This window comes from Pseudoflavonifractor sp. An184, from assembly GCF_002160305.1.
Classification (GTDB): domain Bacteria; phylum Bacillota; class Clostridia; order Oscillospirales; family Oscillospiraceae; genus Lawsonibacter; species Lawsonibacter pullicola.
In genome coordinates, this window is the sequence record NZ_NFKI01000012.1 from 49310 (window position 1) to 70446 (window position 21137).

20 protein-coding genes, 1 other RNA gene, 1 pseudogene and 1 other annotated feature are annotated in these 21137 nt (G+C 62.4%); of the genes and pseudogenes, 12 read left to right on the plus strand and 10 right to left on the minus strand.

Translation table 11 applies throughout. From position 1 onward, the window contains the following. Positions 1-14: 14 nt before the first annotated feature. Entirely contained in the window at positions 15-551 is a 537-nt protein-coding gene (locus tag B5F19_RS06180) for an NUDIX hydrolase (protein ID WP_087289020.1), read from the minus strand. A gap of 333 nt (positions 552-884) precedes the next feature. Between B5F19_RS06180 and B5F19_RS06185 the strand changes: the two genes are divergently transcribed. From B5F19_RS06185 to buk, 9 genes are all read left to right on the plus strand, one after another. Continuing rightward, on the plus strand, positions 885-1196 hold the full coding sequence (locus B5F19_RS06185; protein WP_087289022.1) for a DUF1292 domain-containing protein: 312 nt from the start codon (positions 885-887) through the stop codon (positions 1194-1196). Positions 1197-1212: 16 nt separating this feature from the next. Continuing rightward, positions 1213-1412, plus strand: a non-coding RNA gene (ssrS, locus tag B5F19_RS06190) — 6S RNA. 231 nt (positions 1413-1643) lie between these two features. Beyond that, positions 1644-3200 (plus strand): peptidylprolyl isomerase, encoded by a 1557-nt coding sequence (locus tag B5F19_RS06195; protein WP_087289024.1) that lies wholly within the window; start codon positions 1644-1646, stop codon positions 3198-3200. Positions 3201-3336: 136 nt separating this feature from the next. Beyond that, entirely contained in the window at positions 3337-3729 is a 393-nt protein-coding gene (locus B5F19_RS06200; RefSeq protein WP_087289026.1) for a spore cortex-lytic protein, read from the plus strand. 9 nt (positions 3730-3738) lie between these two features. Continuing rightward, positions 3739-4974, plus strand: a complete 1236-nt coding sequence (locus tag B5F19_RS06205; protein WP_087289028.1) for a peptidoglycan-binding protein — start codon at positions 3739-3741, stop codon at positions 4972-4974. Beyond that, the gene (locus B5F19_RS06210; RefSeq protein WP_087289030.1) at positions 4971-5513 is read left to right on the plus strand and encodes a peptidoglycan-binding protein; all 543 of its coding nucleotides are present in this window, start codon (positions 4971-4973) and stop codon (positions 5511-5513) included. The genes B5F19_RS06205 and B5F19_RS06210 overlap by 4 nt, the downstream gene beginning before the upstream one ends. Before the next feature lie 91 nt (positions 5514-5604). After that, positions 5605-6624: an aldo/keto reductase gene (locus tag B5F19_RS06215; protein ID WP_087289032.1), complete on the plus strand. Its 1020-nt coding sequence runs from the start codon at positions 5605-5607 to the stop codon at positions 6622-6624. A 137-nt stretch (positions 6625-6761) separates the two neighbouring features. Further along, positions 6762-7673 (plus strand): bifunctional enoyl-CoA hydratase/phosphate acetyltransferase, encoded by a 912-nt coding sequence (locus B5F19_RS06220; protein WP_162612536.1) that lies wholly within the window; start codon positions 6762-6764, stop codon positions 7671-7673. Positions 7674-7708: 35 nt separating this feature from the next. After that, positions 7709-8794, plus strand: coding sequence for a butyrate kinase (gene buk, locus B5F19_RS06225; protein WP_087289036.1), 1086 nt, complete (start codon positions 7709-7711; stop codon positions 8792-8794). A 311-nt stretch (positions 8795-9105) separates the two neighbouring features. Here the strand turns inward: buk and B5F19_RS06230 are convergent, their stop codons facing one another. The 9 genes from B5F19_RS06230 to B5F19_RS18240 form a co-directional block, all read right to left on the minus strand. Continuing rightward, entirely contained in the window at positions 9106-11193 is a 2088-nt protein-coding gene (locus B5F19_RS06230; protein ID WP_087289038.1) for a glutamine synthetase III, read from the minus strand. 47 nt (positions 11194-11240) lie between these two features. Continuing rightward, a complete protein-coding gene (gene asnB / locus B5F19_RS06235) occupies positions 11241-12824 on the minus strand; it encodes an asparagine synthase B (RefSeq protein WP_087289040.1) in 1584 nt (527 codons plus the stop codon). 93 nt (positions 12825-12917) lie between these two features. Next, positions 12918-13157: a binding site (T-box leader), on the minus strand. A 239-nt stretch (positions 13158-13396) separates the two neighbouring features. Further along, a complete protein-coding gene (locus B5F19_RS06240) occupies positions 13397-13906 on the minus strand; it encodes a hypothetical protein (protein WP_087289042.1) in 510 nt (169 codons plus the stop codon). 3 nt (positions 13907-13909) lie between these two features. Beyond that, positions 13910-14206, minus strand: a complete 297-nt coding sequence (locus B5F19_RS06245; protein ID WP_087289044.1) for a DUF2089 family protein — start codon at positions 14204-14206, stop codon at positions 13910-13912. Between the two features lie 469 nt (positions 14207-14675). Continuing rightward, a complete protein-coding gene (gene acrA, locus B5F19_RS06250; protein ID WP_087289046.1) occupies positions 14676-15815 on the minus strand; it encodes an acryloyl-CoA reductase electron transfer subunit beta in 1140 nt (379 codons plus the stop codon). A gap of 21 nt (positions 15816-15836) precedes the next feature. Further along, positions 15837-16637, minus strand: coding sequence for an acryloyl-CoA reductase electron transfer subunit gamma (gene acrB / locus B5F19_RS06255; RefSeq protein WP_087289048.1), 801 nt, complete (start codon positions 16635-16637; stop codon positions 15837-15839). Between the two features lie 18 nt (positions 16638-16655). Next, a complete protein-coding gene (locus B5F19_RS06260) occupies positions 16656-17798 on the minus strand; it encodes an acyl-CoA dehydrogenase (RefSeq protein WP_087289050.1) in 1143 nt (380 codons plus the stop codon). 21 nt (positions 17799-17819) lie between these two features. Beyond that, complete coding sequence (locus B5F19_RS06265) at positions 17820-18659, minus strand: 3-hydroxyacyl-CoA dehydrogenase NAD-binding domain-containing protein (protein WP_087289052.1); 840 nt, start codon at positions 18657-18659, stop codon at positions 17820-17822. Positions 18660-19155: 496 nt separating this feature from the next. Beyond that, a complete protein-coding gene (locus B5F19_RS18240; RefSeq protein ID WP_087289054.1) occupies positions 19156-19848 on the minus strand; it encodes a hypothetical protein in 693 nt (230 codons plus the stop codon). Between the two features lie 186 nt (positions 19849-20034). Here B5F19_RS18240 and B5F19_RS06275 point away from each other — a divergent pair, with 186 nt between their 5' ends. The 3 genes and pseudogenes from B5F19_RS06275 to B5F19_RS17445 all read left to right on the plus strand — a co-directional run. Further along, positions 20035-20361 carry an MGMT family protein gene (locus B5F19_RS06275; RefSeq protein WP_087289056.1) on the plus strand — a complete coding sequence of 109 codons (327 nt, stop codon included), beginning with the start codon at positions 20035-20037 and terminating at the stop codon, positions 20359-20361. Between the two features lie 136 nt (positions 20362-20497). After that, complete coding sequence (locus B5F19_RS06280; protein ID WP_087289058.1) at positions 20498-20875, plus strand: BlaI/MecI/CopY family transcriptional regulator; 378 nt, start codon at positions 20498-20500, stop codon at positions 20873-20875. Next, a pseudogene (locus tag B5F19_RS17445) lies at positions 20868-21137 on the plus strand (hypothetical protein); the annotation flags it as partial. The gene B5F19_RS06280 and the pseudogene B5F19_RS17445, both read left to right, overlap by 8 nt.

Sequence of the window (21137 nt, forward strand, 5' to 3'; positions counted from 1 at the left end):
CTTGGCTCCCTCCCTTACAGATTCAAAAGCACCTTGGTCTTCAGGACCGTCGCCACCGTCTTGGCGTCCTCCAGGGTCCCGTCCATCACCTTTTGGACCAGCTCCTCAAAGGGCATGGTGACAATGTTTAAAAACTCATCGTCGTCCGGATGACTCTGGGCGCGGCTCAGGTCCCGGGCCAGGTACATGTGCAGCTTCTCGGTGCAGAAGCCCGGAGAAGCTAAAATGCACCCCAGGTAGGTCAGCTCCCCCGCCTCCAGGCCGGTCTCCTCGCTGAGCTCCCGGGCGGCGGCCACCCGGTGGTCCTCCCCCTCGTCCAGTTTTCCGGCGGGCAGCTCCAGCAGCAGCTGGTGGAAGGGATAGCGGTACTGCTGCACCAGCGTCACGTTCCCATCCCGGTCCAGAGGCAGAATGGCCACCCCGCCGGGGTGGAGCACCACCTCCCGCTTGGCCTGCATTCCGTTGGGCAGCTCCGCCTGATCCACCAGCAGGGTGACGATCTTGCCCTGATACACCGTCTCGCTTGAAAGGGTCCGCTCCGTCAAATCCATAAGGTATTCTTCCTCTCTGCCCATCCGGTTTACCGCGCGGCTCTCCCGCTCCCCGGAGGTTTTTTATCCCATTCAGGTCTGTACTGCGGCTTTATTTCTTCCACTCCGCCGCCCCATGTGAATTTTATTATAGCACAGCTGCCCGGCCCCGGTAAAGCCAAACGTCTGATTTTCCCGGCGCCGCGCCCGCCTCCCCTCCCGCCCAGAACCCGGTTTCTTCGGCTCGGAGCGGCCTGATTATCCGGCCGGTAAAATTTTGACGTCTCTCCCACTTGCATTTTCTCTCCATCCGGGTTACAATAGGGACAGAAAACAGGCAGGAGGTATTCCCCTATGAGCGAGGCGTACGGCCCCGATTTTATCACCGTCACCGACGAGGACGGCAACGAGTTTGAGCTGGAGCTGGTGGACACCCTGGAGCACAACGGCGTCACCTACCACGCCCTGTTCCCCGCTTCTCAGGAGGATGAGGAGAGCGGCGAACCGGTGGACGTGGACGCGGACGACGAGGAATACGGCCTGGTGATCATGAAGGCAGTGGAGGAGAACGGCGAGGAGCTGCTCTCCACCCTGGACAGCGACGAGGAGATCGAGGAGATCTACAACCTCTTCATGGAGCGGTTTTTCCAGGAGGAGGACGAATAATTCAGACTTCAGGCGGGTTTTCCTGCTCGGTGCGTGATGGGCCTTTTTAAACCCACATTTCTTAAACGGGACGCCCACCTCACGGCGTGGCTTGCAGGCCTCCCGGCCCCCATTGAGGTCGGCTGGAAGTTGGAAGCAGTAAAGCGTTGTGGAGGCGACCCACCTGCCATTTTGTGCAGGTTTTAAACAGGTCCACACGGCCAGAGCGGGGTATATAAAACTCACTTGGATATGGGCCGCGGCGCAAGCCGCGGTCTTTTTTACGCCTATGCGCGCCGGACATTTGTCCGATTTCCCATGAACAAACTGTAAAAGCTGACGTTTCTCTCCCCTTTCCCCCTTGAATCCTCCCGCAGATTCTTGTATAATAGCACAGAATTCCCCGTCCGGCCGCGTCTCTATGCGGCCGGACACTTGCAAGTTCACAATGAGAGGACGGAATCAACTGTGAGTGCATCCAGAGAAAAGAAAACCCGGTCGGACGCCACCTATGTTCAGCGCCGAAATCACCGCGAGGAGGACAAGGACCGCCGCAAGCACGTGCTGTACGGCATCGCCGGCGGCGTGGTCGTGGTGTTGGCCATTGCCCTGCTGGTCTGGGACAGCGGCTTCTTCCAGAAGCGCTCCACCGCTGTCACCATTGACGGAGAGAACTATGGCCCCGCTGTGGTCCAGTATTATTACCAGACAGCGCTCAACACCGCCTACTACAATTCCATGATGGGCGCTTCCACCTTTGATTACAGCGTGGACCCTGCCGAACAGGTCTATGACGAGGAAAGCGGTCAGACCTGGCGGGACTACCTGCTGGATCAGGCCATTGACGACCTGACCCAGGTCACCGCCCTGGTCCACACCGCCGAAAGCGAGGGCTACACTCTCCCCCAGAAGGATCAGGCTTATCTGGAGAGCCAGCTGAACTCCCTGGACAGCGTCTGGCGCTCCAACAGCTCCTATGACAGCCTTTCCAGCTATCTCAAGCTGAATTACGGCAGCTATATGGATGAGGACACCTTCCGGCAGATTTACGCCGACCAGGTGCTGGCCGACTCCTACCGGCAGCACTATCAGGACAGCCTGACCTATACCGACGAGGAAGCAGAGACCTATTACAGCGAGCACGCCAACGACCTGGACACCTTCGGCTACACGGTCTTTACGGTCCAGGCCACCGTGGAGGAGCAGACCGATGAGGAGGGCAACACGGTGGAGATGACCGACGAGGAGAAAACCGCCGCCCTGGAGACCGCCAAGGCCGACGCTCTGGCCACCGCCCAGGCGATTCAGAGCCGCCTGACCAACGGTGAGGACGCTCAGGCCCTGGCCGACGAGTACGCCGACGCGCTGTACAGCTCCTCCATCCACACCACCGCCATGGGCTCCACCTTCTCCTCCGCCGCCTATGCCGACTGGCTGTATGACGCCGCCCGCCAGAGCGGGGACATTACCCTGGCCGAGCTGGACCGCAGTGAGAGCAGCGCATACAACTACTATGTGGTCCAGTTTGACAGCCGGACCCGGGACGACTCCGCCACCGCCGATGTGCGCCACATTCTGATCGGGGCCGCTTCTTCCGGCACCACCCCCACTCAGGAGGAGTTCGACGCCGCCGAGGCCGAGGCCCAGGCCCTTCTGGACCAGTGGAAGGCCGGGGACGCCACGGAGGACAGCTTCGCCGCCCTGGCCGTCCAGAATACGGACGACAGCGGCTCCCAGTCCACCGGCGGTCTGTACACCGGCATCTCCAGCACCGACAGCCTGGAGCCCAACTTCCTGAACTGGGCTCTGGACCCCGCCCGCCAGCCGGGGGATACCGGGATCGTCAAAAATGAGAGCAGTTCTATCCAGGGCTGGCACATCATGTACTTTGTGGGCTGGGACGACCCCGCCTGGGAGTACACGGTAAAGTCCACTTGGAAAACGGATGACACCAGCGAGTGGCTGTCCTCCCTCACCGAGAATCTGGAGACCGTCCGCGGCTCCGGTCTGAATTACGTCTCTTAAACTCAATTTCCCTGCTTTTTCGGAGCGCCGCTCAGCGGCGCTCCCTTTTTGCCTCCGCACCTCTCTCTCCACCCCGGCATAGCATGGAGCAAGACAGGCGGGCCCTTATGGGGCGCCGCCGGAAGGAGGAACGCTTATGGAAGGAACCGGGACCCTGACGGTCCGTGTCATTACCTCCCGGGCCCAGCTGCCGGTGGAGGGGGCCACCGTGGTGGTCACCCAGAAGGGGGAGGGCGGAAAGTACCAGCTGCTGTCCGTCCAGGCCACCGACCGCAGCGGCGCCACAAAGCCCGTCGCCATTTCCACTCCTGCCCTGGGGGAGAGCACCCACCCGGGCAGCTCGGTCCCCCCATACGCCGTGTGCGACGTGTGGGCGGAACATCCGGGCTACGCCATGCTGCTGGTGGAGGGGGTCCAGATTTTTCAAGGGGTGGAGACTCTCCAGTCCATGGAGCTGGAGCCCCTGAACGAGGGGCAGTCCAGCCTGATTCAGAACAATATCCGGGAGATTCCCGGCCAGACCCTGTGAGGTGTCCCCATGCCTGTGCAAGTGACCCCCTACGTGCCCCGCACTATTACGGTGCACATGGGAGCGCCGGATGAGTGGGCGGAGAATGTGACGGTCTCGTTTCCGGACTACGTGAAAAATGTGGCCTCCAGCGAGATCTACCCCACCTGGGAGCCGGCGGCCATTCAGGCCAACATCCTGGCCATCACTTCCTTCGCCCTGAACCGGGTGTACACCGAGTTCTATCCCAGCCGGGGCTATGACTTTCAGATCACCTCCACCACCGCCTACGACCAGAAGTTCATCCGGGACCGGAATATCTTTGAGAACATCAGCCGGACCGTGGATGAGATGTTCACCGACTACATCCGCAGAGAGGGCTTTGTGGAGCCCCTGGCCGCCAAATTCTGCAACGGCACCACCTCCACCTGCGCCGGACTCTCCCAGTGGGGCAGCCAGGAGCTGGCCCAGCAGGGCTACGGCCCCATGGAGATCCTGCGCTACTACTACGGGGACGACATCGAGCTTGTGGAAAACGCCCCGGTCCAGTCCCTGGGCCAGTCCTACCCGGGCTATCCCCTGCGGCTGGGCTCCACCGGGCCGGATGTGGTGGCCATGAAGACCATGCTCAACCGCATCTCCCAGGGCTATCCGGCCATCCCGAAGCTCTGGCCGGTGACCCGGACCTTTGACGAGAAAACCCAGTCGGCGGTGCGCACCTTCCAGTCGGTCTTCGGTCTGACAGCGGACGGGGTGGTGGGCAAGGCCACCTGGTACAAGATGGTCTATCTGTACGTAGGGCTCAGCCGCCTATCCGAGCTGGTGAGTATGGGCCAGCAGTTCCAGGGCTTCTCCTTCCAGTACCCCGGCATTCTCCGCCAGGGGGACCGGGGCGGAGACGTGTCGGTGCTCCAGTACATGCTGGCGCTGGCGGCCGAGTTCGACCCCGCTCTCACCGAGCTTGCGGTAGACGGAGTGTACGGGGCCCGCACCGCCCAGGCGGTGCGGGAATACCAGCAGAGCCGGGGCCTTCAGGTGGACGGCGTGGTGGGGGAGGAGACCTGGTACTCCATCTACGGGGACTTCACCGGCATCGAGCGGGACCTGCGCAACGACAACATCAACTTCCCCCAGGGGAATGCGGCCCAGGCCATGTCCCGGGAGGACGCCTCTTACCGCTACGGCGCCTCCAGCCGCCACGGCCAGTTCCCCGGCCAGGACCTGGAGCTGGGGAGCAGTGATCAGAAAGGAGTGAGTCTGGTATGACTACACCGCAGCAGCTGGAGGAGGAGATGCTCTCCAATCCGGTGCGCAGCCTGCAGTATATGCTCCGGCGGCTTGCCGGCAGATATGATTTTCTGCCTCAACTGGCGCTGGACGGGATTTTTGGCGAGCGGACCCTGGAGGCCGTCATGCTGTTTCAGCGGGAGCTGGCGCCTCCCGTCACCGGCATTGTGGACCAGCGGACCTGGAACGCCATCCGGGACGCCTGGATCGATCTGGAGCGGGAGACCGCGCCCCCCCGCACCCTCCGCATCTTCCCGGGGGAGGGGCACCAGGTTCAGCCCGGCATGTCCGGCGGTACGATGGTTCTGCCCCAGACCATGTTCCATCTGCTCCGCCAGCGGCTGGAGGGCATCGCTGAGGGGGAGGCCAACGGCGTTCACGGGGACGCCTCGGTCCAGAACACCCTGTGGCTCCAGAATCTGGCCCAGCTGGAGCAGACCGGAGTCATGGACCGGCAGACCTGGGATATGCTCAGCCGGCTGTACGAGCTGTTTATCACAGCGGAACCTCTGCCGTAAAAATTCCGGGCCGCCTCTTGACACTGAGAGGCGGCCCGGTTTTTAATAATAGAGTGAGAAGAGAACCTTTTACGCAGAGGAGGAGAACACAATGACAACAGTACGACTGGGCCGCACGGAGCTGGTGGCCGGCAAGCAGAGCTTCGGCTGTCTGCCCATTCAGCGCATCACCAAGGAGGAGGCCGTCGCCCTGCTCCGCCGGGCCCACGACGGGGGCATGAACTACTTCGACACCGCCCGGGCCTACTCGGACAGCGAGGAGAAGGTGGGGGCCGCCTTTGCCGGCATGCGGGACAAAATCATCATCTCCACCAAGACCCAGGCGGTGACGGCGGAGGGGATGCGGAAGGACCTGGAGGAGAGCCTGCGCGCCCTCCAGACCGACTACATTGACATCTACCAGTTCCACAACCCCGCCTTCTGCCCCAAGCCCGGCGGGGAGGACGGCCTGTACAAGGCCGCCCTGGAGGCCAAGCGCCAGGGGAAGATCCGGCACATCTCCATCACCAACCACCGGCTGGCCGTGGCCCACGAGGCCATCGACTCCGGGCTGTACGACACCCTCCAGTTTCCCTTCAGCTACCTCTCCGGTCCCCAGGAGCTGGAGCTGGTGGACAAGTGCCGGGCGGCGGACATGGGCTTCATCGCCATGAAAGCCCTGGCCGGCGGCCTCATCCGGGACGGGCTGACGGCGGCCGCCTTCATGGAGACACAGCCCTCCGTGGTCCCCATCTGGGGCGTCCAGTACGACTGGGAGCTGGACCAGTTCCTGGACTGCGTCAAAAATCCCCCGGAGATGACGGCGGAGCGCCAGGCGGTCATCGACCGGGACCGGAAGGAGCTCTCCGGGGACTTCTGCCGGGGGTGCGGCTACTGCATGCCCTGCCCCGCGGGCATTGAGATCAACAACTGCGCCCGCATGTCCCTCATGCTCCGCCGTGCCCCGGCGGAGGGCTGGCTCACGCCGGAGTGGCAGGAGAAGATGGGCAAAATCCAGGACTGCCTCCACTGCGGCGCCTGCATGTCCAAGTGCCCCTACGGTCTGGACACCCCCCGCCTGCTGGAGGAGAATTACCGGGACTACCAGCAGGTGCTGGCCGGGCGGGGCTGATCCAAAATTTCAAGTAGTCCGGGAGCTGCCCTGCGGGGCAGCTCCCGCTTTCCTCTCCCCGGGAAATCTTTACTTCTCCCACGAGGAATGATACAATACAGATACCGTACAACCCATATTTTCAGGAGGAAATTTCCTTGGTTATTTCTGGATTTCAGGAGCTGAAGACGCAGCTGCGGGAGGCCGCCCCCCAGCCGGCGGTGGTGGCCGCCGCCCACGACGAGCACACCCTGGAGGCCGTGTTCCAGGCCCGGCGGGACGGGCTGATCTCCCCTATTTTGGTAGGGGACGTGGAGCGCATCCGCTCCATCGCCCGCTCCCAGGGGGAGGAAATTCCTCAGGAGGCGCTGGTGCAGGCCGGCGGCGAGGGGGAGTGCGCCCAGCGCTCCGTGGACCTGATCCGCCAGGGCCGGGGCAAGCTGCTCATCAAGGGGATGCTCCAGACCGGCGCCCTGCTCCGGGCGGTGGTCCAGCCGGACACGGGCATCCGGGCCTCGGAGCTGCTGTCCCACGTGGCCATTTTGGACGTGCCCGCCTACCACAAGCTGATGTTCGTCTCCGACGGGGGCATGGTCATCGCTCCGGACCGGAATCAGAAGCGGGAGATATTACGAAACGTATTGTCTCTGTGCCGCTTTCTGGGGTATGAGCAGCCCAAGGCCGCCATTTTGTGCGCCGCGGAGACGGTGAGCCCCCGCATGCCGGAGACCGAGGACGCCGCCGCGCTGAAGGAGGAGGGCGCCAGGGGGGACTTCGGCCCCTGTCTGGTGGAGGGGCCCATCTCCTTCGACCTGGCCACCGACCGGGCGGCGGCGGAGATCAAGGGCTACCGCAGCCCCGTGGCGGGAGACGCGGACGTCTTTCTGGTCCCCTCCATTGCGGCGGGCAACCTCATGTGCAAGGCCCTCTACGGCATGGCCGGGGGAAAGATGGCCGGCGTGGTGCTGGGGGCCTGCGTCCCCATCACCATCAACTCCCGCAGCGCCGCCCCGGAGGAGAAGTACGACTCCATCGCCATCGCCGCCGCCATGGCCCAGTCCAATCCGTAATCAGTCCTATTGTTTTTACCATAAGGAGAACCGATATGTCCTACCGCCTCTTGATTCTGAACCCCGGCTCCACCAGCACCAAGGCCGCCGTCTATGACGGCGACCGGCAGGTGGCCATGAAAAGCATTGTCCACACCAACCAGGACCTAGCCCCCTACCCCACCTTGTACGACCAGCTGGACTACCGGGTGGCCCTGGTGCGGGGCTGGCTGGGACAGGAGGGGATCGGCCTGTCCACCCTGTCCGCCGTGGTGGGCCGGGGCGGTATCATCCCCAACATCGTGGCCGGGGGCTATGTGGTGGACGACAACCTGGTGGACTGCCTGCGCAACTACCCGGTGTTCGACCACGCCTCCAACCTGGGCGGCCTCATGGCCCGTGCCTTTGCCCAGCCCCTGGGCATCCCCGCCTACATCTATGACGCGGTGACCAGCGACGAGCTGCTCCCCGAGGCCCGGGTCACCGGCTTCAAGGAGGTCACCCGCACCAGCTTTTGCCATGTGCTCAACGCCCGGGCCACCGCCCACAAGTACGCCGAGGCCCTGGGGCGGAAGTATGAGGACATGAACCTTGTTGTGGCCCACCTGGGGGGCGGCATCTCCATCTCCGCCCACAGCCGCGGCCGGATCATCGACTCGGTGTCCGACGACGCCGGCCCCTTCTCCCCCGACCGCTCCGGCAGCCTGAACATGCTGTACGTGGTGGACCTGTGCTACTCGGGCAAGTACACCAAGAAGGAGATGCTGAAAAAGCTCCGGGGCGAGGGAGGCATGTCCGCCCTGCTGGGCACCCACGACTGCCAGGAGATCGAGCGGCGCATCGAGAGCGGGGACGAGTGGGCCGCTCTGGTCTATAAGGCCCAGGCCCTTCAGATCGCCAAGGGGGTGGGCATCATGCTGGGCTGCTTCACCGAGCTCATCGACGCCGTCATCCTCACCGGAGGGCTGGCCAACTCCAAGAAGCTCACCGGCATGGTCATCGACTACCTCCACAACCTGGTGAAGGTGGTGGTCATCCCCGGGGAGAACGAGATGGAGGCTCTGGCCCTGGGCGGCCTGCGCATCCTCCGCGGGGAGGAGACGGTCCACACCTTCCACCCCGCCTGCGCCCTGGTCCCCTGACCAGCCCCTCGGGTTTCTCCGCCCCAATTCGAGCGGATTTATCTCATCAGAAATTTTTTGACAAGCTGACTAAAAATGCCGATACTTTCCCGCCGCTGCGCGGCGGAAAAGTCCTCGCTGCGCTCGCTGAACGCCTTGCCAAGCAAGGCATTCAGGGCATTCGATCCCACTCGAGGCGGGCTGCCGCCCCCTCGAGCTCCCCCCGCCAACACTCGGGCGGATCCGTTTGAACAGAGGTTTTTCGACATGCTGACAGCCGGTTCCGTTTGGAACCGGCTGTTTCAGCATAAGAAAAGAAGAAGGATGAATTGTTACATGTAAAACAGCATGTCGCTGTAAGTGGGGAAGGGCCACGCCTTCCGCTCCACCAGGGTCTCCAGCTGGTCGGCCAGCTTCCGGGCGGCGGTCATGTCCTCAAAGACAACCGCGTGGAAGTAGGTCAGCCGGGCCTCGACGGCCTCCGGAGCCCCCTTCAAGTCGGCCTCCAGCTTCTCACAGGCGGCCAGCAGCCCGTCGGTCAGCTCGGAGATCCGGCCCTCTATGGTGGTCTCGTACCGGCAGGCGGAACTGCCGGCCCGGCCCAGGGCCCGGCGGGCCAGCTCCCCGGCGTAGGCGGAGGCGGCGGGCAGGATATCCCGCTTGATCATATCCGCCATGGTGTTGGCCTCGATGGACAGCACATGGCAGTAGTTCTCCATGTGGATCTCCCGGCGGGCCTCCATCTCCTCCCTGGTGAAGATGCCGTGCTTGGTGAACAGGGCCACATTCTTCTCGGCGGTGTAGATGGGCAGGGCGTCGGCGGTGGAGGTGAGGTTGGACAGCCCGCGGCGGGCGGCCTCCTGGAGCCAGGCGTCCTCATAGCCGTTGCCGTTGAAGATGATCCGCTGATGCTGGGTGAACACCCGGCGGATGAGGGAGGCCAGGGCCTCGTTGAAGTCGTCGGCCCCCTCCAGTTCGTCGGCAAACTGCTCCAGCTCCTCGGCCATGATGGTGTTCAGGGCGATGTTGGGGCCGGCGATGGACTGGGAGGAGCCCAGCATCCGGAACTCAAACTTGTTGCCGGTGAAGGCCATGGGGGAGGTGCGGTTCCGGTCGGTGTTGTCCTGGGGGATGGGGGGCATCACGTCCACCCCCACCCGCAGGGACTTCTTGCCGGGGTCGGAGTACTCGGTGCCGTGGATGATGGACTCCACCACGGCGGTGAGCTCGTCGCCCAGGAAGATGGACACCACGGCGGGAGGAGCCTCCTGGGCCCCCAGGCGGTGGTCGTTGCCCGCGAAGGCCACGGTGGCGCGCAGGAAGTCCTGATACTCGTCCACCCCCTTCACAAAGGCGGCCAGGAACAGCAGGAAGCGGGCGTTCTGGCTGGGGGTGCTGCCCGGCTTGAACAGGTTGTCGCCGGAGTCGGTAGCCAGGGACCAGTTGTCGTGCTTGCCCGAGCCGTTGATGCCGGCAAAGGGCTTCTCATGGAGCAGGCACACCAGGCCGTGCTTCCGGGCCACCTTCTTCATCACGTCCATGGTGATCTGGTTGTGGTCGCAGGCGGTGTTGGCGTCGGTGTAGATGGGGGCCATCTCATGCTGGCAGGGGGCCACCTCGTTGTGCTTGGTCTTGGACAGGACCCCCAGCTTCCACAGCTCCCGGTCCAGATCCTGCATGTAGGCGGCCACCCGGGGCCGGATGGCGCCGAAGTAGTGGTCCTCCAGCTCCTGGCCCTTGGGGGCGGAGGCGCCGAACAGGGTGCGTCCGCACATGCGCAGGTCCATGCGCTTGGCGAAGTCCTTCTCGTCGATGAGGAAGTACTCCTGCTCGGGGCCCACCTGGGCGGTGACCCGCTTGGTGGCGGTGTCGCCGAACAGACGCAGGATGCGCACCGCCTGGCGGCTCACCTCGTCCATGGAGCGCAGAAGGGGGGTCTTTTTATCCAGCACCTGGCCGGAGTAGGAGTAGAACACGGTGGGAATATACAGGGTGTTGTCCCGCAGGAAGGCGTAGGCGGTGGGGTCCCAGGCGGTGTAGCCCCGTGCCTCGAAGGTGGCCCGCAGGCCGCCGGAGGGGAAGGAGGAGGCGTCGGGCTCGCCCCGGACCAGCTCCTTGCCGGAGAACTCCAGCAAAACCTTGCCGCCGGGGGCGGGGGTGATAAAGCTGTCGTGCTTCTCCGCGGTGTAGCCGGTCATGGGCTGGAACCAGTGGGTGAAATGGGTGGCGCCCCGCTCAACGGCCCAGTGCTTCATGGCGTCGGCGATATCGTTGGCGATGGCCAGGTCCAGCTCTGTCTGGCTCTCAATACACTCCTTCCAGGCGCTGAAGGAATTGGAGGAGAGGTACTGCCGCATCGCGTCCTCGTTGAAGACCATGCTTCCAAACAGCTCGGTGAGATCTGTGGCTTTCGTTTCCATAGGGCATTCTCCTTTCATTTCATCCCGCAAGCGGGGGAATCGGTATCTTAAAACCCGCTGGCCCCGTAGTTGGCCAGCACCCGGGCGGAGGGGTCGTCCACATCGCAGCCCTCCCAGGAGCGGTTGGGCATCCAGAAGTCCTTGACCATTTTTGCCTGACCGGGGTAGTAGGCCTCAAACAGCTCCCGGTAGAGCAGGCTCTCCTTGGTGAAGGGAGTGGCGAAGTCGTATTTGGAGCTGAGCTGCCGGAACTCCTGGTCGGTATATTTACTCTCGGCGTACTCCTTCAGGTCGTCCACCAGGGAGTGGCCCACCGCGTCGGAGAAGGCCGCCTTCTCCCGCCACAGGATGTCCTCGGGCAGGAGGCGGTCCCCCTCGAAGGCGTGGCGGAGGAGGTACTTGCCCTTTCCGTAGGTGTTCACCTTCAGGGCGGGGTCCACGCCCATGACGTACTTCACAAAGTCCAGGTCGCCGAAGGGCACCCGGGCCTCGATGGAGTGGGCGCTGATGCACCGGTCGGCCCGGAGGACATCGTACATATAGAGCTCATCCACCCGCTTCTTGGCCTCCTCCTGGAAGGCGGCGGGGGAGGGAGCGAAATCGGTATACTTATAGCCGAAGAGCTCGTCGGAGATCTCCCCGGTGAGGAGGACCCGCACGTCGGTGTGCTCATGGATGGCCTTGCACACCAGGTACATGCCCATACTGGCCCGGATGGTGGTGATGTCGTAGGTGCCCAGGGCGGCCACCACCTCGGGGAGAGCCTTCAACACATCTTCTTTTGTAATAATGACCTCGGCGTGGTCGCTGCCGATGTACTCGGCCACCTCCCGGGCGTACTTCAGATCGATGGCGTCCCCATCCATGCCGATGGCGAAGGTGCGGATCTTCTTGCCCAGAATTTTGGAAGCGATGGCGCACACCAGGCTGGAGTCCAGGCCGCCGGAGAGGAGAAAGCCCAGGGGAGCGTCCGCGTCCAGCCGCTTCTCCACCCCGGCGATGAGCTTCGTCCGGATGTTTTGGCACACGGTCTCCAGGTCGTCCTTCCGGTACACGTCCACCGTGGTCAGATCGGCGTAGCGGACGAACTCGCCGCCGGCGTAGTAGTGGCCGGGCGGGAAGGGGAACACCTCTTTGCACAGGCCGATGAGGTTCTTGGCCTCGCTGGCAAAGACCATGCCGCCGTCGTAGTCATAGCCGTAAAACAGGGGGCGGATGCCGATGGGGTCCCGGGCGGCCACCAGGGAGTCGGTCCTGCTGTCGTAGAGAATGAGGGCAAACTCCGCGTCCAGCATGGAGAACATATCCAGGCCGTACTCCCGGTACAGGGGGAGGAGCAGCTCGCAGTCGCTGCCGCTCTGGAAGGTATAGCCTTTCCCCTCCAGCTCGGTCCTGAGTTCCCGCCAGCCATACAGCTCGCCGTTGCACACCACCATGTCCCCGTCCAGGGAGAAGGGCTGCATGCCGCTCTCATCCAGGCCCATGATGGCCAGGCGGTGGAAGCACAGCCAGCCCGACGGGGTCTCCACCACGCTGGACATGTCCGGCCCCCGGGAGAGTGTCTGGTCGAAGTAGGGGAGGATCTCCTCCCTGGTTCGTGATTTTTTGGTAAAGCCCATGATTGCACACATAATAAAAATACACCTCCGGATGATTTTGCAGCTGCTTCTCCCCTTCGGCCTTTTCCCCCCTCTTTGTGCTAAAAAGGGGAAGAAACTCCTCCGGGTTAGGACGAATGCTGCGCTCCGCGGTGCCACCTAACTTGCCCTCACAACCTGAGGACCACTTTTCCGGCTCTGACAAGCCATTGCGATGTAACGGTCGCCCCCGGCTCCCATACTTGCTTGCGCGTTCCGTTCGCGGCTGAGGAGTGTTCTTCCCGCGGTCTCCTGCGCGGGGCTTCCACCGTCCCCCGCTCTCTGGGGCCGAGCCTCCGCGGTACTTTTCTCCCTCAATGCCTTTGTCCGTATTGGGTGTGTCAACCTTCGCAGAAATGCAAAGAGGGCGCCGCGGCTCCCTTGCCGCAGCGCCCTTGCTGTTGATGGCGCTATTATATGCGCCGCTTTTTGGAATGTCAAGGGGAAACCTTCAAAAAACTTTCTCTCCATTTCTATTTTAGATGCTTCCACAAAAAATTTTTGATTCCATTCTCGTCCATCTGGCAATTCCGGCGATTATGGATCTTTTGTACTTCACATTTTTCTCACCCAAGGTCCTGAATGTTCATTTTGTTCAACTCGTTCTGAAAGTCCCGGCGGTTCTTGTAGTGGAGCCAGATGCCCCCCAGCACCACTGTGGGGATGTTGCCCACCAGGAACAGCAGGACCGCTGAGGGGAGCAGGTGTCGGAACATTTCTTCCTGAGCCGCTTGTTTTTCCTGGGCGTCGGGGTCGGGGTGCTGTTCGATGATGTTCCCCTCCCCGTCATAGGTAGTAATCATGCCGTTCTCTGTGATGGTTTGCTGGACTACCTGGCCGTTCTCATCAAGGGTCATGGAACCGCCGCTGCCCGTCTGGATCAGTCCAAACGCGCCAAGACCGAATACCAGCAGCAGGCTGAACAGGAAGCTCAGGACTGGCAGAATCAGCCCCAGCCAGCGGGTCTTCCGCCTGCACAGCCACACCTGGAGGGCCACCACCAGCGCCACCGGCAGAAGAATGGAGATCAAGGCTATCAAAAGGCTGATTACTCCAAATACAGACCACATCGCCATTTGTCATTCCTCCTTCGCTTTCTTATAGGCGCTGATAAGCACCTTTGCGGTGTCAAAGTCCAGCTTCTCGTTGACGGTCAGCCGCTTGATGAGGCCGATATAGGGATCGGCGGCGGTGTCCTCACTGAGTTTGATTTTCTGGATCAGACGGTCCAGCCGCAGCCGCACGGTGGGGTAGGTCACCCCATACTCCCCCGCCATCTCCTTCAACGACCCGGAGGCCAGCACAAATTTTTTGATGAACACCAGGTCCTCGTCCTCCAGTCCGGCCATCCACTCGGGCACGGTCTCGATTGCCATGCAGTCACCGCCTCCTCTCTGTATCTGGAGTATATCATTTAATTTTATTAAAGTCAATCTTTAATTTTGTTTTTCTTTTTATGGGAATAAAATTTTAGTAAATCAGAAGTTTCAAAGGGAATCCCGCAGAATCCTTTGCTCTCGTGCAGCTTCCGTGAGACGCAACAAGCCCCGCATCCAGTTGGATGCGGGGCTGCAGCTTGTCGAAAAACCTCTGTTCAGACGAATCCGCCCGAGTGTCGGCGGGGGAGCTCGAGGGGGCGGCAGCCCGCCTCGAGTGGGATCGAATGCCCTGAATGCCTTGCTTGGCAAGGCGTTCAGCGAGCGCAGCGAGGACTTTTCCGCCGCGCAGCGGCGGGAAAGTAACGGCATTTTTGCAGGCTGTCGGAAAAGTCCTTAGACTTTTTCGACAGCCTGAGCCCCGCATCCAGTTGGATGCGGGGCTGAAATTGCTGTATGGGAGACGAACTTACTTCGCGGCCTTGGCAGCCTTGATGGCCTCGATCAGCATGGGGGTGACCTTGAACAGGTCGCCGCAGATGCCGTAGTCGGCGATCTCGAAGATCGGAGCGGTCTCGTTCTTGTTCACGGCGATGATGCACTCGGAATCCTGCATGCCAGCCTTGTGCTGGATGGCGCCGGAGATGCCCAGAGCCACATAGATCTTGGGGTGCACGGTCTTGCCGGTCTGACCGACCTGGTGGTCGGCGGACAGCCAGCCGGAGTCGATGGTGGCACGGGAGCCGCCCACGACGCCGCCGAGAACCTCAGCCAGCTCCTCGGCCAGCTTGATGCCGCCCTCAACGTCCTTGGAGATGCCGCGGCCCACGGAGACGACCACGTCGGCGCCGATCAGGTCCACCAGCTTCTTGGCGGCCTTGACGACCTCGACCACCTGGGTCTCCATATCGTCCTCGGTGAGGGAGAACTCGGGCTTGATGATCTCGCAGGCGTCGGCCTTGGCCTGATCGAAGGGGGCCTTCTTCATCACGCCGGGGCGCACGGTGGCCATGGCGGGACGGAAGCGGGGGCAGATGATGGAGGCCATCAGGTGGCCGCCGAAGGCGGGACGGGTCATCTTCAGGTCGCGGGACACGTCGTGCTTCTCGCCCAGCACGATGGCGGTGTTCAGGGCGTCGATCTTCTCGGGGGCCAGAGTGGAGGCCTCGCGCAGGAAGTCCTTGTAGATGCCCATATCCACGTCCAGGTGAGTACAGTCAGCGCACAGACCGGTGTGCAGACGGGCCGCGCAGCGGGGGCCCAGGTCACGGCCGATGTTGGTGGCGCCGATGAGCATGATCTCGGGCTTGTACTCCTTGATCACGTCGCAGATGACCTTGGTGTAGCCGTCGGTGGTGTAGTGCTCCAGCAGGGGGTGGTCGCAGACGTACACGCCGTCGGCGCCGTAGCCGCCCAGCTCCTTGGCGATGCCCTCGATGTTGTGGCCCAGCAGGATGCCGTACAGCTTGGTCCCCAGCTCGTCGGCCAGCTTGCGGCCCTCGGAGATCAGCTCAAAGGAGGTGGGCATCATGCTGCCCTGGCGCTGCTCGCAGAATACCCACACGCCGCCCTTGAAGGCAGCGATATCAGCACTGTTGAAAGTAGACATATTCTTCCGTTCTCCCTTCTATCAGATCAAATGCTTGGCAGCCAGAATGCCGGCCAGCTTCTCGCAAGTCTCTTTGTCGGCGCCTTCCAGCATCATGCCGGCACCCTTCTGAGGAGGAGTGAAGGAGGTCAGAATGTTGGTGGGAGAGCCCTTCAGACCGATGGTGGCGGGGTCGATCAGGGGATCGTCCTTCAGAGCGTTGTAGTCCAGAACCTCATAGGGCTTCTCATAGCACTCGAAGATGCCGCCCACGCTCATGTAGCGGGGAGTGTTCAGCTCCTTGATGCAGGTGATCAGGCAGGGGGTGTTGACCTTGATGGTCATGTAGCCGTCCTCCAGCATCCGCTTGATGGTGAGGGTCTTGCCCTCCTTGGTGATCTCAGCGGCGTAGGAGACCTGGGGGATGCCCAGCTTCTCGGCGATCTGGGGACCCACCTGGGCGGTGTCGCCGTCGATGGCCTGACGGCCGCAGAACACCACGTCGTCCTCGTCCAGGCCGATCTTGTTGATGGCCGCGGCGATGATCTGAGAGGTAGCATAGGTATCGGAGCCGCCGAACTCACGGCCGGAGATCAGCACGGCGCGGTCCACGCCACGGGCGATGATCTCACGCAGCATGCCCTCGGCAGGAGGGGGACCCATGGAGACGACAACCACCTCGGCGCCGGTCTGCTCCTTCAGGACCAGAGCGGCCTCGACGGCGTTCAGGTCGTCGGGGTTGGTGATAGCGGCCATGGAGGCGCGGTTCAGAGTACCATCGGGATTCACGGCCACCTTACCGGAGGTATCGGGGACCTGCTTGACACAAACAATGATTTTCATTTCCATCTGCCTCCTATCTTATTTCACACCCATGGCACGGGAGATGACCATGCGCTGGACCTCGGAAGTGCCCTCGTAGATCTCGGTGATCTTGGCGTCGCGCATCATGCGCTCCACGGGGTACTCACGGGTATAGCCGTAGCCACCGAACAGCTGCACGGCGCGGCGGGTGACGTCGGAAGCGGCCTCAGCGGCGAACAGCTTGGCCATGGCGGCGTCCACGGAGTAGGGCTCGTGATTCTCCTTCTTGCAGGCGGCGGCGTACACCAGGTACTGAGCGGCCTGCATACGGGTGTGCATGTCGGCCAGCTGGAACTGGGTGTTCTGGAACTGGCTCAGACGCTTCTTGAACTGAACGCGCTCCTGGGTGTACTTGACGGCCTCGTCAATGGCGCCCTCGCCCAGGCCCAGAGCCTGCGCGGCGATGCCGATACGGCCGCCGTCCAGGGTCTGCATGGCGATCTTGAAGCCCTGGCCCTCCTTGCCCAGCAGGTTCTCCTTGGGCACGATGCAGTCCTCGAAGATCAGGTCGCAGGTAGAGCTGCCGCGGATACCCATCTTCTTCTCCTTCTTGCCCACGGAGAAGCCGGGGAAGGAGCTCTCCACGATGAAGGCGGAGATGCCGTGGTTGCCGGCCTTGGGGTCGGTCATGGCGAAGACCACGATGGTGCTGGCCACGGTGCCGTTGGTGATGAAGCACTTGGAGCCGTTCAGGACGTAGTGGTCGCCCTCCAGCACGGCGGTGGTCTGCTGGCCGGAGGCGTCGGTACCGGCGTTGGGCTCGGTCAGGCCGAAGGCGCCGATCTTCTTGCCGGACAGCAGGTCGGGCAGATACTTCATCTTCTGCTCCTCGGTGCCGTGCTCATAGATGGGGGCGCAGCACAGAGAGGTGTGGGCGGACACGATAACGCCGGTGGTGCCGCACACCTTGGACAGCTCCTCCACGCACATGGCGTAGGACAGCACGTCGCCGCCGGCTCCGCCGTACTTCTTGGGGAAGTAGATGCCCATCATGCCCAGCTTGCCCATCTTCTCGACGGTCTCCATGGGGAAGCGCTCTTCCTCATCCAGCTCCTCGGCTAGGGGCTTGACCTCGTTTTCCGCAAACTCACGGTACATTTTGCGGACCATCTCTTGCTCTCTAGTCAGATGAAAATCCATTTTCCAGTCCTCCTAAATTTTTTACTTCTTGGAATAATCGTAGAAGCCCTTGCCGGATTTGACGCCCAGCAGACCACCGCGGACCATCTTCTTCAGCAGCAGGGCAGGACGATACTTGGAATCGCCTGTCTCATCGTACAGGGTGTTCATAATGGCCAGACAGATGTCCAGGCCGATAAAGTCGCCCAGGGCCAGGGGACCCATGGGGTGGTTGGCGCCCAGGCGCATGGCCTTGTCGATGTCCTCCACCGAGGCGGTGCCGGACTCCACCAGGCCGATGGCGTCGTTGATCATGGGGATGAGCAGCTTGTTGACCACGAAGCCGGGGCCTTCGGCCACCTCAACGGGCTCCTTGCCGATATCCTGAGCCAGCTTGTAGACAAAATCGAAGGTCTCCTGGGGAGTGTTCACGCCGCGGATGACCTCGATGAGCTTCATACTGGGCACGGGGTTGAAGAAGTGCATACCGATGAGGGGGTGCTTCAGACCATTGCCCATCTCAGTGATGGACAGGGAGGAAGTGTTGGAGGCGAACACGGTCTCCGGCTTGCACAGCTCGTCCAGGCGATGGAACAGCTCCTTCTTGGGACCCATCTCCTCCGCAATGCACTCGATGACCAGATCGGCGTCCGCCGCCGCGGACTCCTCCTCCACAAAGACGTTGGCCATAAGGGCGTCCTTGGCCCCCTGGGGCATTTTCCCCTTGGTCACGCGCTTCTGGAGAGAGGCGTCCAGTTCATCCCGGTGACGCTGGGCGGAGGCGATGCTGCTGGCGTACATAAGAGCGGTATGGCCGTTGGCGGCAAACACCTGAGCGATGCCGCGGCCCATGGTACCGGCGCCGAAAATTGCAACCTTCATTGTCTTTCCTCCTAAAATTTGATTTCCTTCGGACAGATATCCTGACCGTTTTGACGGGACACAAGCAGTTTTGTTAGAAAATTAACAAACGATGACCAGAAAAAGCGCAACACAGAGAATCTCCCTGTTGTTGCGGTGGGCATAAATCGGTCTGAACTGATTATGTACCGTTCAAATTATATCGTTTTTTAGGGCGATAAGCAAGGGGAAAGTATACTGGCATTTTATACAGTTTTTCCAGTTAAAATTCTGTTAATTTATAAGTTTGGACAAATTTCAAGCGGAATAAAATCTCCCGGTGTTTTGGGATGAGGGAACGGAATTTTTCGCAAAAAAGCTTGGAATCCAAGGGGGCCGGACCCAGGGAAAATTCTCCTCTCCCCGGAAGAAAACAGGGCAAAAACTCATCCATTTTTCTGGAAAAACTGGTTTTTCCGGGGAACCAATGGGAGGAGGCAGCCGCCCCCTCCCCGCTCCCGCCGCGCCGGATGCGGCCTCAGTCCTCATTCAGGGGCACCGGCGCGGGGACCTTCTCCGGGTCGGTGTTGTCATAGGCCTGGGACAGGGCCTCCAGGGCCACGTCCTGATCGGACAGGAGCGCGGTCATCCGGTCCAGGCACTTGTTGGCCTTCTCCAGCTGGTCGGCCGCGTGGGAGACGGTGGACTCCACCTCGCTGCGCAGAGCGTCGTACTCCCGCTCCACCCGGCCCATCCACTGCTCCATGCTCCGGCGCAGGTCCTTGGCTTGGCCGTTGGCCTGGTCCAGAATGTTCTGGGCACGGCAGTGGGCCTCCAGCTCCACGCCGGCGGTGCGCTCCTTCACGGCCTCATAGGCGGCGGCCTCCGGCTCCAGGGCCGCCACTCTGTCCTTCAGGCCGTCCCGCTCCTGCCGCAGGGCGGCCAGCTCCCGCTCCTGGGCCTCCTCCCGGTCCTGGCTGGCGGCCAGGGCCTGCTGGACCTGGTCCAGCTGCTGGCTCAGGCTGTCCCGCTCCCGGTGGAGGATGGAGAGCTGTTCCTCCTGCTCCGCCGTCTTGGCGGCCAGCTGCCGCCGCTCCTCCTCAGCCGCCTCCAGGTTCTGCTGCAGTTCCTGCTGCCGCTGGGCATTCTCCGCCGACGTCTTCTCCAAATAGTCCAGCACATCCTGCCGGTTAAAGCCGCCCAGGGCGGCGCTTCGAAATGGATGGTCCATGGGGCACCTCGTCTCCGCCCCGCTTCGGGGCATTTTGTCAGTATTCGAATTATTGTACCACACTCTTGGGGGAAATACAATTCTTTTACACGGGCAGGGAAAGCAACGGTTGCGCGGTGAGGACGCCTGTGCTAAGGTAGGAGAGAAGACAGCGGCAGGCCAGCACGCGGGAAAGGAGGCGCTGAGATGACATACAGCTTTTATCAGGCGGTCTATCAGGTGACCGCGCAGATCCCCGCCGGGCGGGTGGCTACCTACGGCCAGATCGCCTTTCTGGCCGGACGGCCCCGGGCCAGCCGGATCGTGGGGGGCGCCATGGCCCGGGCCCCGGAGGGTCTCCCCTGCCACCGGGTCATCTATGGGGACGGCCGCCTCAGCCCGCCGGACGTGTTCGGCGGCCCCGGTATCCAGCGGATGCTGCTGGAGGCGGAGGGCGTCCCCTTCCTCCCCGACGGCCGGGTGGACCTGTGCCGGTGCCGGTGGAACGGGGCTATGTCCTCCTCCCCGCTCTGAGAACAGACGGCTGAACTGCCCCGAACCAAGCGCGGTTCGGGGCGATTTTGTCATTACTCTGTAACTTGACCGGGATTCACTTCAAGTGTAGTATATTCTTATCAACTACATTTGACGTAAATTGGAGCGATGCACCATGAAACGACTGCCGGACACCGAACTGGAAGTGATGAAGGCCCTGTGGGCCTCCGGGCCGGACACTCCCCGGGCCGCCCTGGACCACGCTTTGGCCGACTTTCAGTGGTCCCCCAACACCATCAACACCTATTTGAACCGCCTGGCGGACAAGGGCTTTGTGTCCGTGCGCCGGGAGGGAAAGAGCAACCGGTACACCCCCCTGGTCTCCCGGGAGGACTATCTGGCCTTTGACAGCCGGATGGTGCTCTCCCGGCTGTACGGCAGCTCCCCCCGGAACTTTGTGGCCGCCCTGGCCAAGGGGGGGCTGGAGCAGAAGGACCTGGAGGACCTGCGGGACCTGCTGGACGAGCTGAGCGGGGGTGAGTCCCATGAGTGACTTTCTGATTCACCTGGCCGCCCTCTCCCTGGGCGGAGGGGTGGTCGCCTTGATCCTGATGCTCACCGCCCGGTTCACCCACGCCCGGTACGCCGCCCGGTGGCGGTGCTGGGTGTGGCTGGTCCTGTGCCTGCGCCTGGCCGTCCCCCTCCCGCTGCTCCCCGACCGCCCCGCACAGCAGGCGCCCATTCAACTGCCCGTGGTGGAGGACCGGGTGGTGCTCCGGCCCGCCCCCGGCCCCGCTGCCTCCACGTCTGAACCC

What these genes read in the sequence shown, in the direction of transcription:
- B5F19_RS06180 (WP_087289020.1), bottom strand. Translation starts at nt 551, where the DNA reads ATGGATTTGACGGAGCGGACCCTTTCAAGCGAGACGGTGTATCAGGGC.
- B5F19_RS06260 (WP_087289050.1), bottom strand. Translation starts at nt 17,798, where the DNA reads ATGGATTTTCATCTGACTAGAGAGCAAGAGATGGTCCGCAAAATGTAC.
- B5F19_RS06200 (WP_087289026.1), top strand. Translation starts at nt 3,337, where the DNA reads ATGGAAGGAACCGGGACCCTGACGGTCCGTGTCATTACCTCCCGGGCC.
- B5F19_RS06275 (WP_087289056.1), top strand. Translation starts at nt 20,035, where the DNA reads ATGACATACAGCTTTTATCAGGCGGTCTATCAGGTGACCGCGCAGATC.
- B5F19_RS06280 (WP_087289058.1), top strand. Translation starts at nt 20,498, where the DNA reads ATGAAACGACTGCCGGACACCGAACTGGAAGTGATGAAGGCCCTGTGG.
- B5F19_RS06185 (WP_087289022.1), top strand. Translation starts at nt 885, where the DNA reads ATGAGCGAGGCGTACGGCCCCGATTTTATCACCGTCACCGACGAGGAC.
- acrB (WP_087289048.1), bottom strand. Translation starts at nt 16,637, where the DNA reads ATGAAAATCATTGTTTGTGTCAAGCAGGTCCCCGATACCTCCGGTAAG.
- B5F19_RS06240 (WP_087289042.1), bottom strand. Translation starts at nt 13,906, where the DNA reads ATGGCGATGTGGTCTGTATTTGGAGTAATCAGCCTTTTGATAGCCTTG.
- buk (WP_087289036.1), top strand. Translation starts at nt 7,709, where the DNA reads ATGTCCTACCGCCTCTTGATTCTGAACCCCGGCTCCACCAGCACCAAG.
- B5F19_RS18240 (WP_087289054.1), bottom strand. Translation starts at nt 19,848, where the DNA reads ATGGACCATCCATTTCGAAGCGCCGCCCTGGGCGGCTTTAACCGGCAG.
- B5F19_RS06210 (WP_087289030.1), top strand. Translation starts at nt 4,971, where the DNA reads ATGACTACACCGCAGCAGCTGGAGGAGGAGATGCTCTCCAATCCGGTG.
- B5F19_RS06205 (WP_087289028.1), top strand. Translation starts at nt 3,739, where the DNA reads ATGCCTGTGCAAGTGACCCCCTACGTGCCCCGCACTATTACGGTGCAC.
- asnB (WP_087289040.1), bottom strand. Translation starts at nt 12,824, where the DNA reads ATGTGTGCAATCATGGGCTTTACCAAAAAATCACGAACCAGGGAGGAG.
- acrA (WP_087289046.1), bottom strand. Translation starts at nt 15,815, where the DNA reads ATGTCTACTTTCAACAGTGCTGATATCGCTGCCTTCAAGGGCGGCGTG.
- B5F19_RS06245 (WP_087289044.1), bottom strand. Translation starts at nt 14,206, where the DNA reads ATGGCAATCGAGACCGTGCCCGAGTGGATGGCCGGACTGGAGGACGAG.
- B5F19_RS06215 (WP_087289032.1), top strand. Translation starts at nt 5,605, where the DNA reads ATGACAACAGTACGACTGGGCCGCACGGAGCTGGTGGCCGGCAAGCAG.
- B5F19_RS06265 (WP_087289052.1), bottom strand. Translation starts at nt 18,659, where the DNA reads ATGAAGGTTGCAATTTTCGGCGCCGGTACCATGGGCCGCGGCATCGCT.
- B5F19_RS06230 (WP_087289038.1), bottom strand. Translation starts at nt 11,193, where the DNA reads ATGGAAACGAAAGCCACAGATCTCACCGAGCTGTTTGGAAGCATGGTC.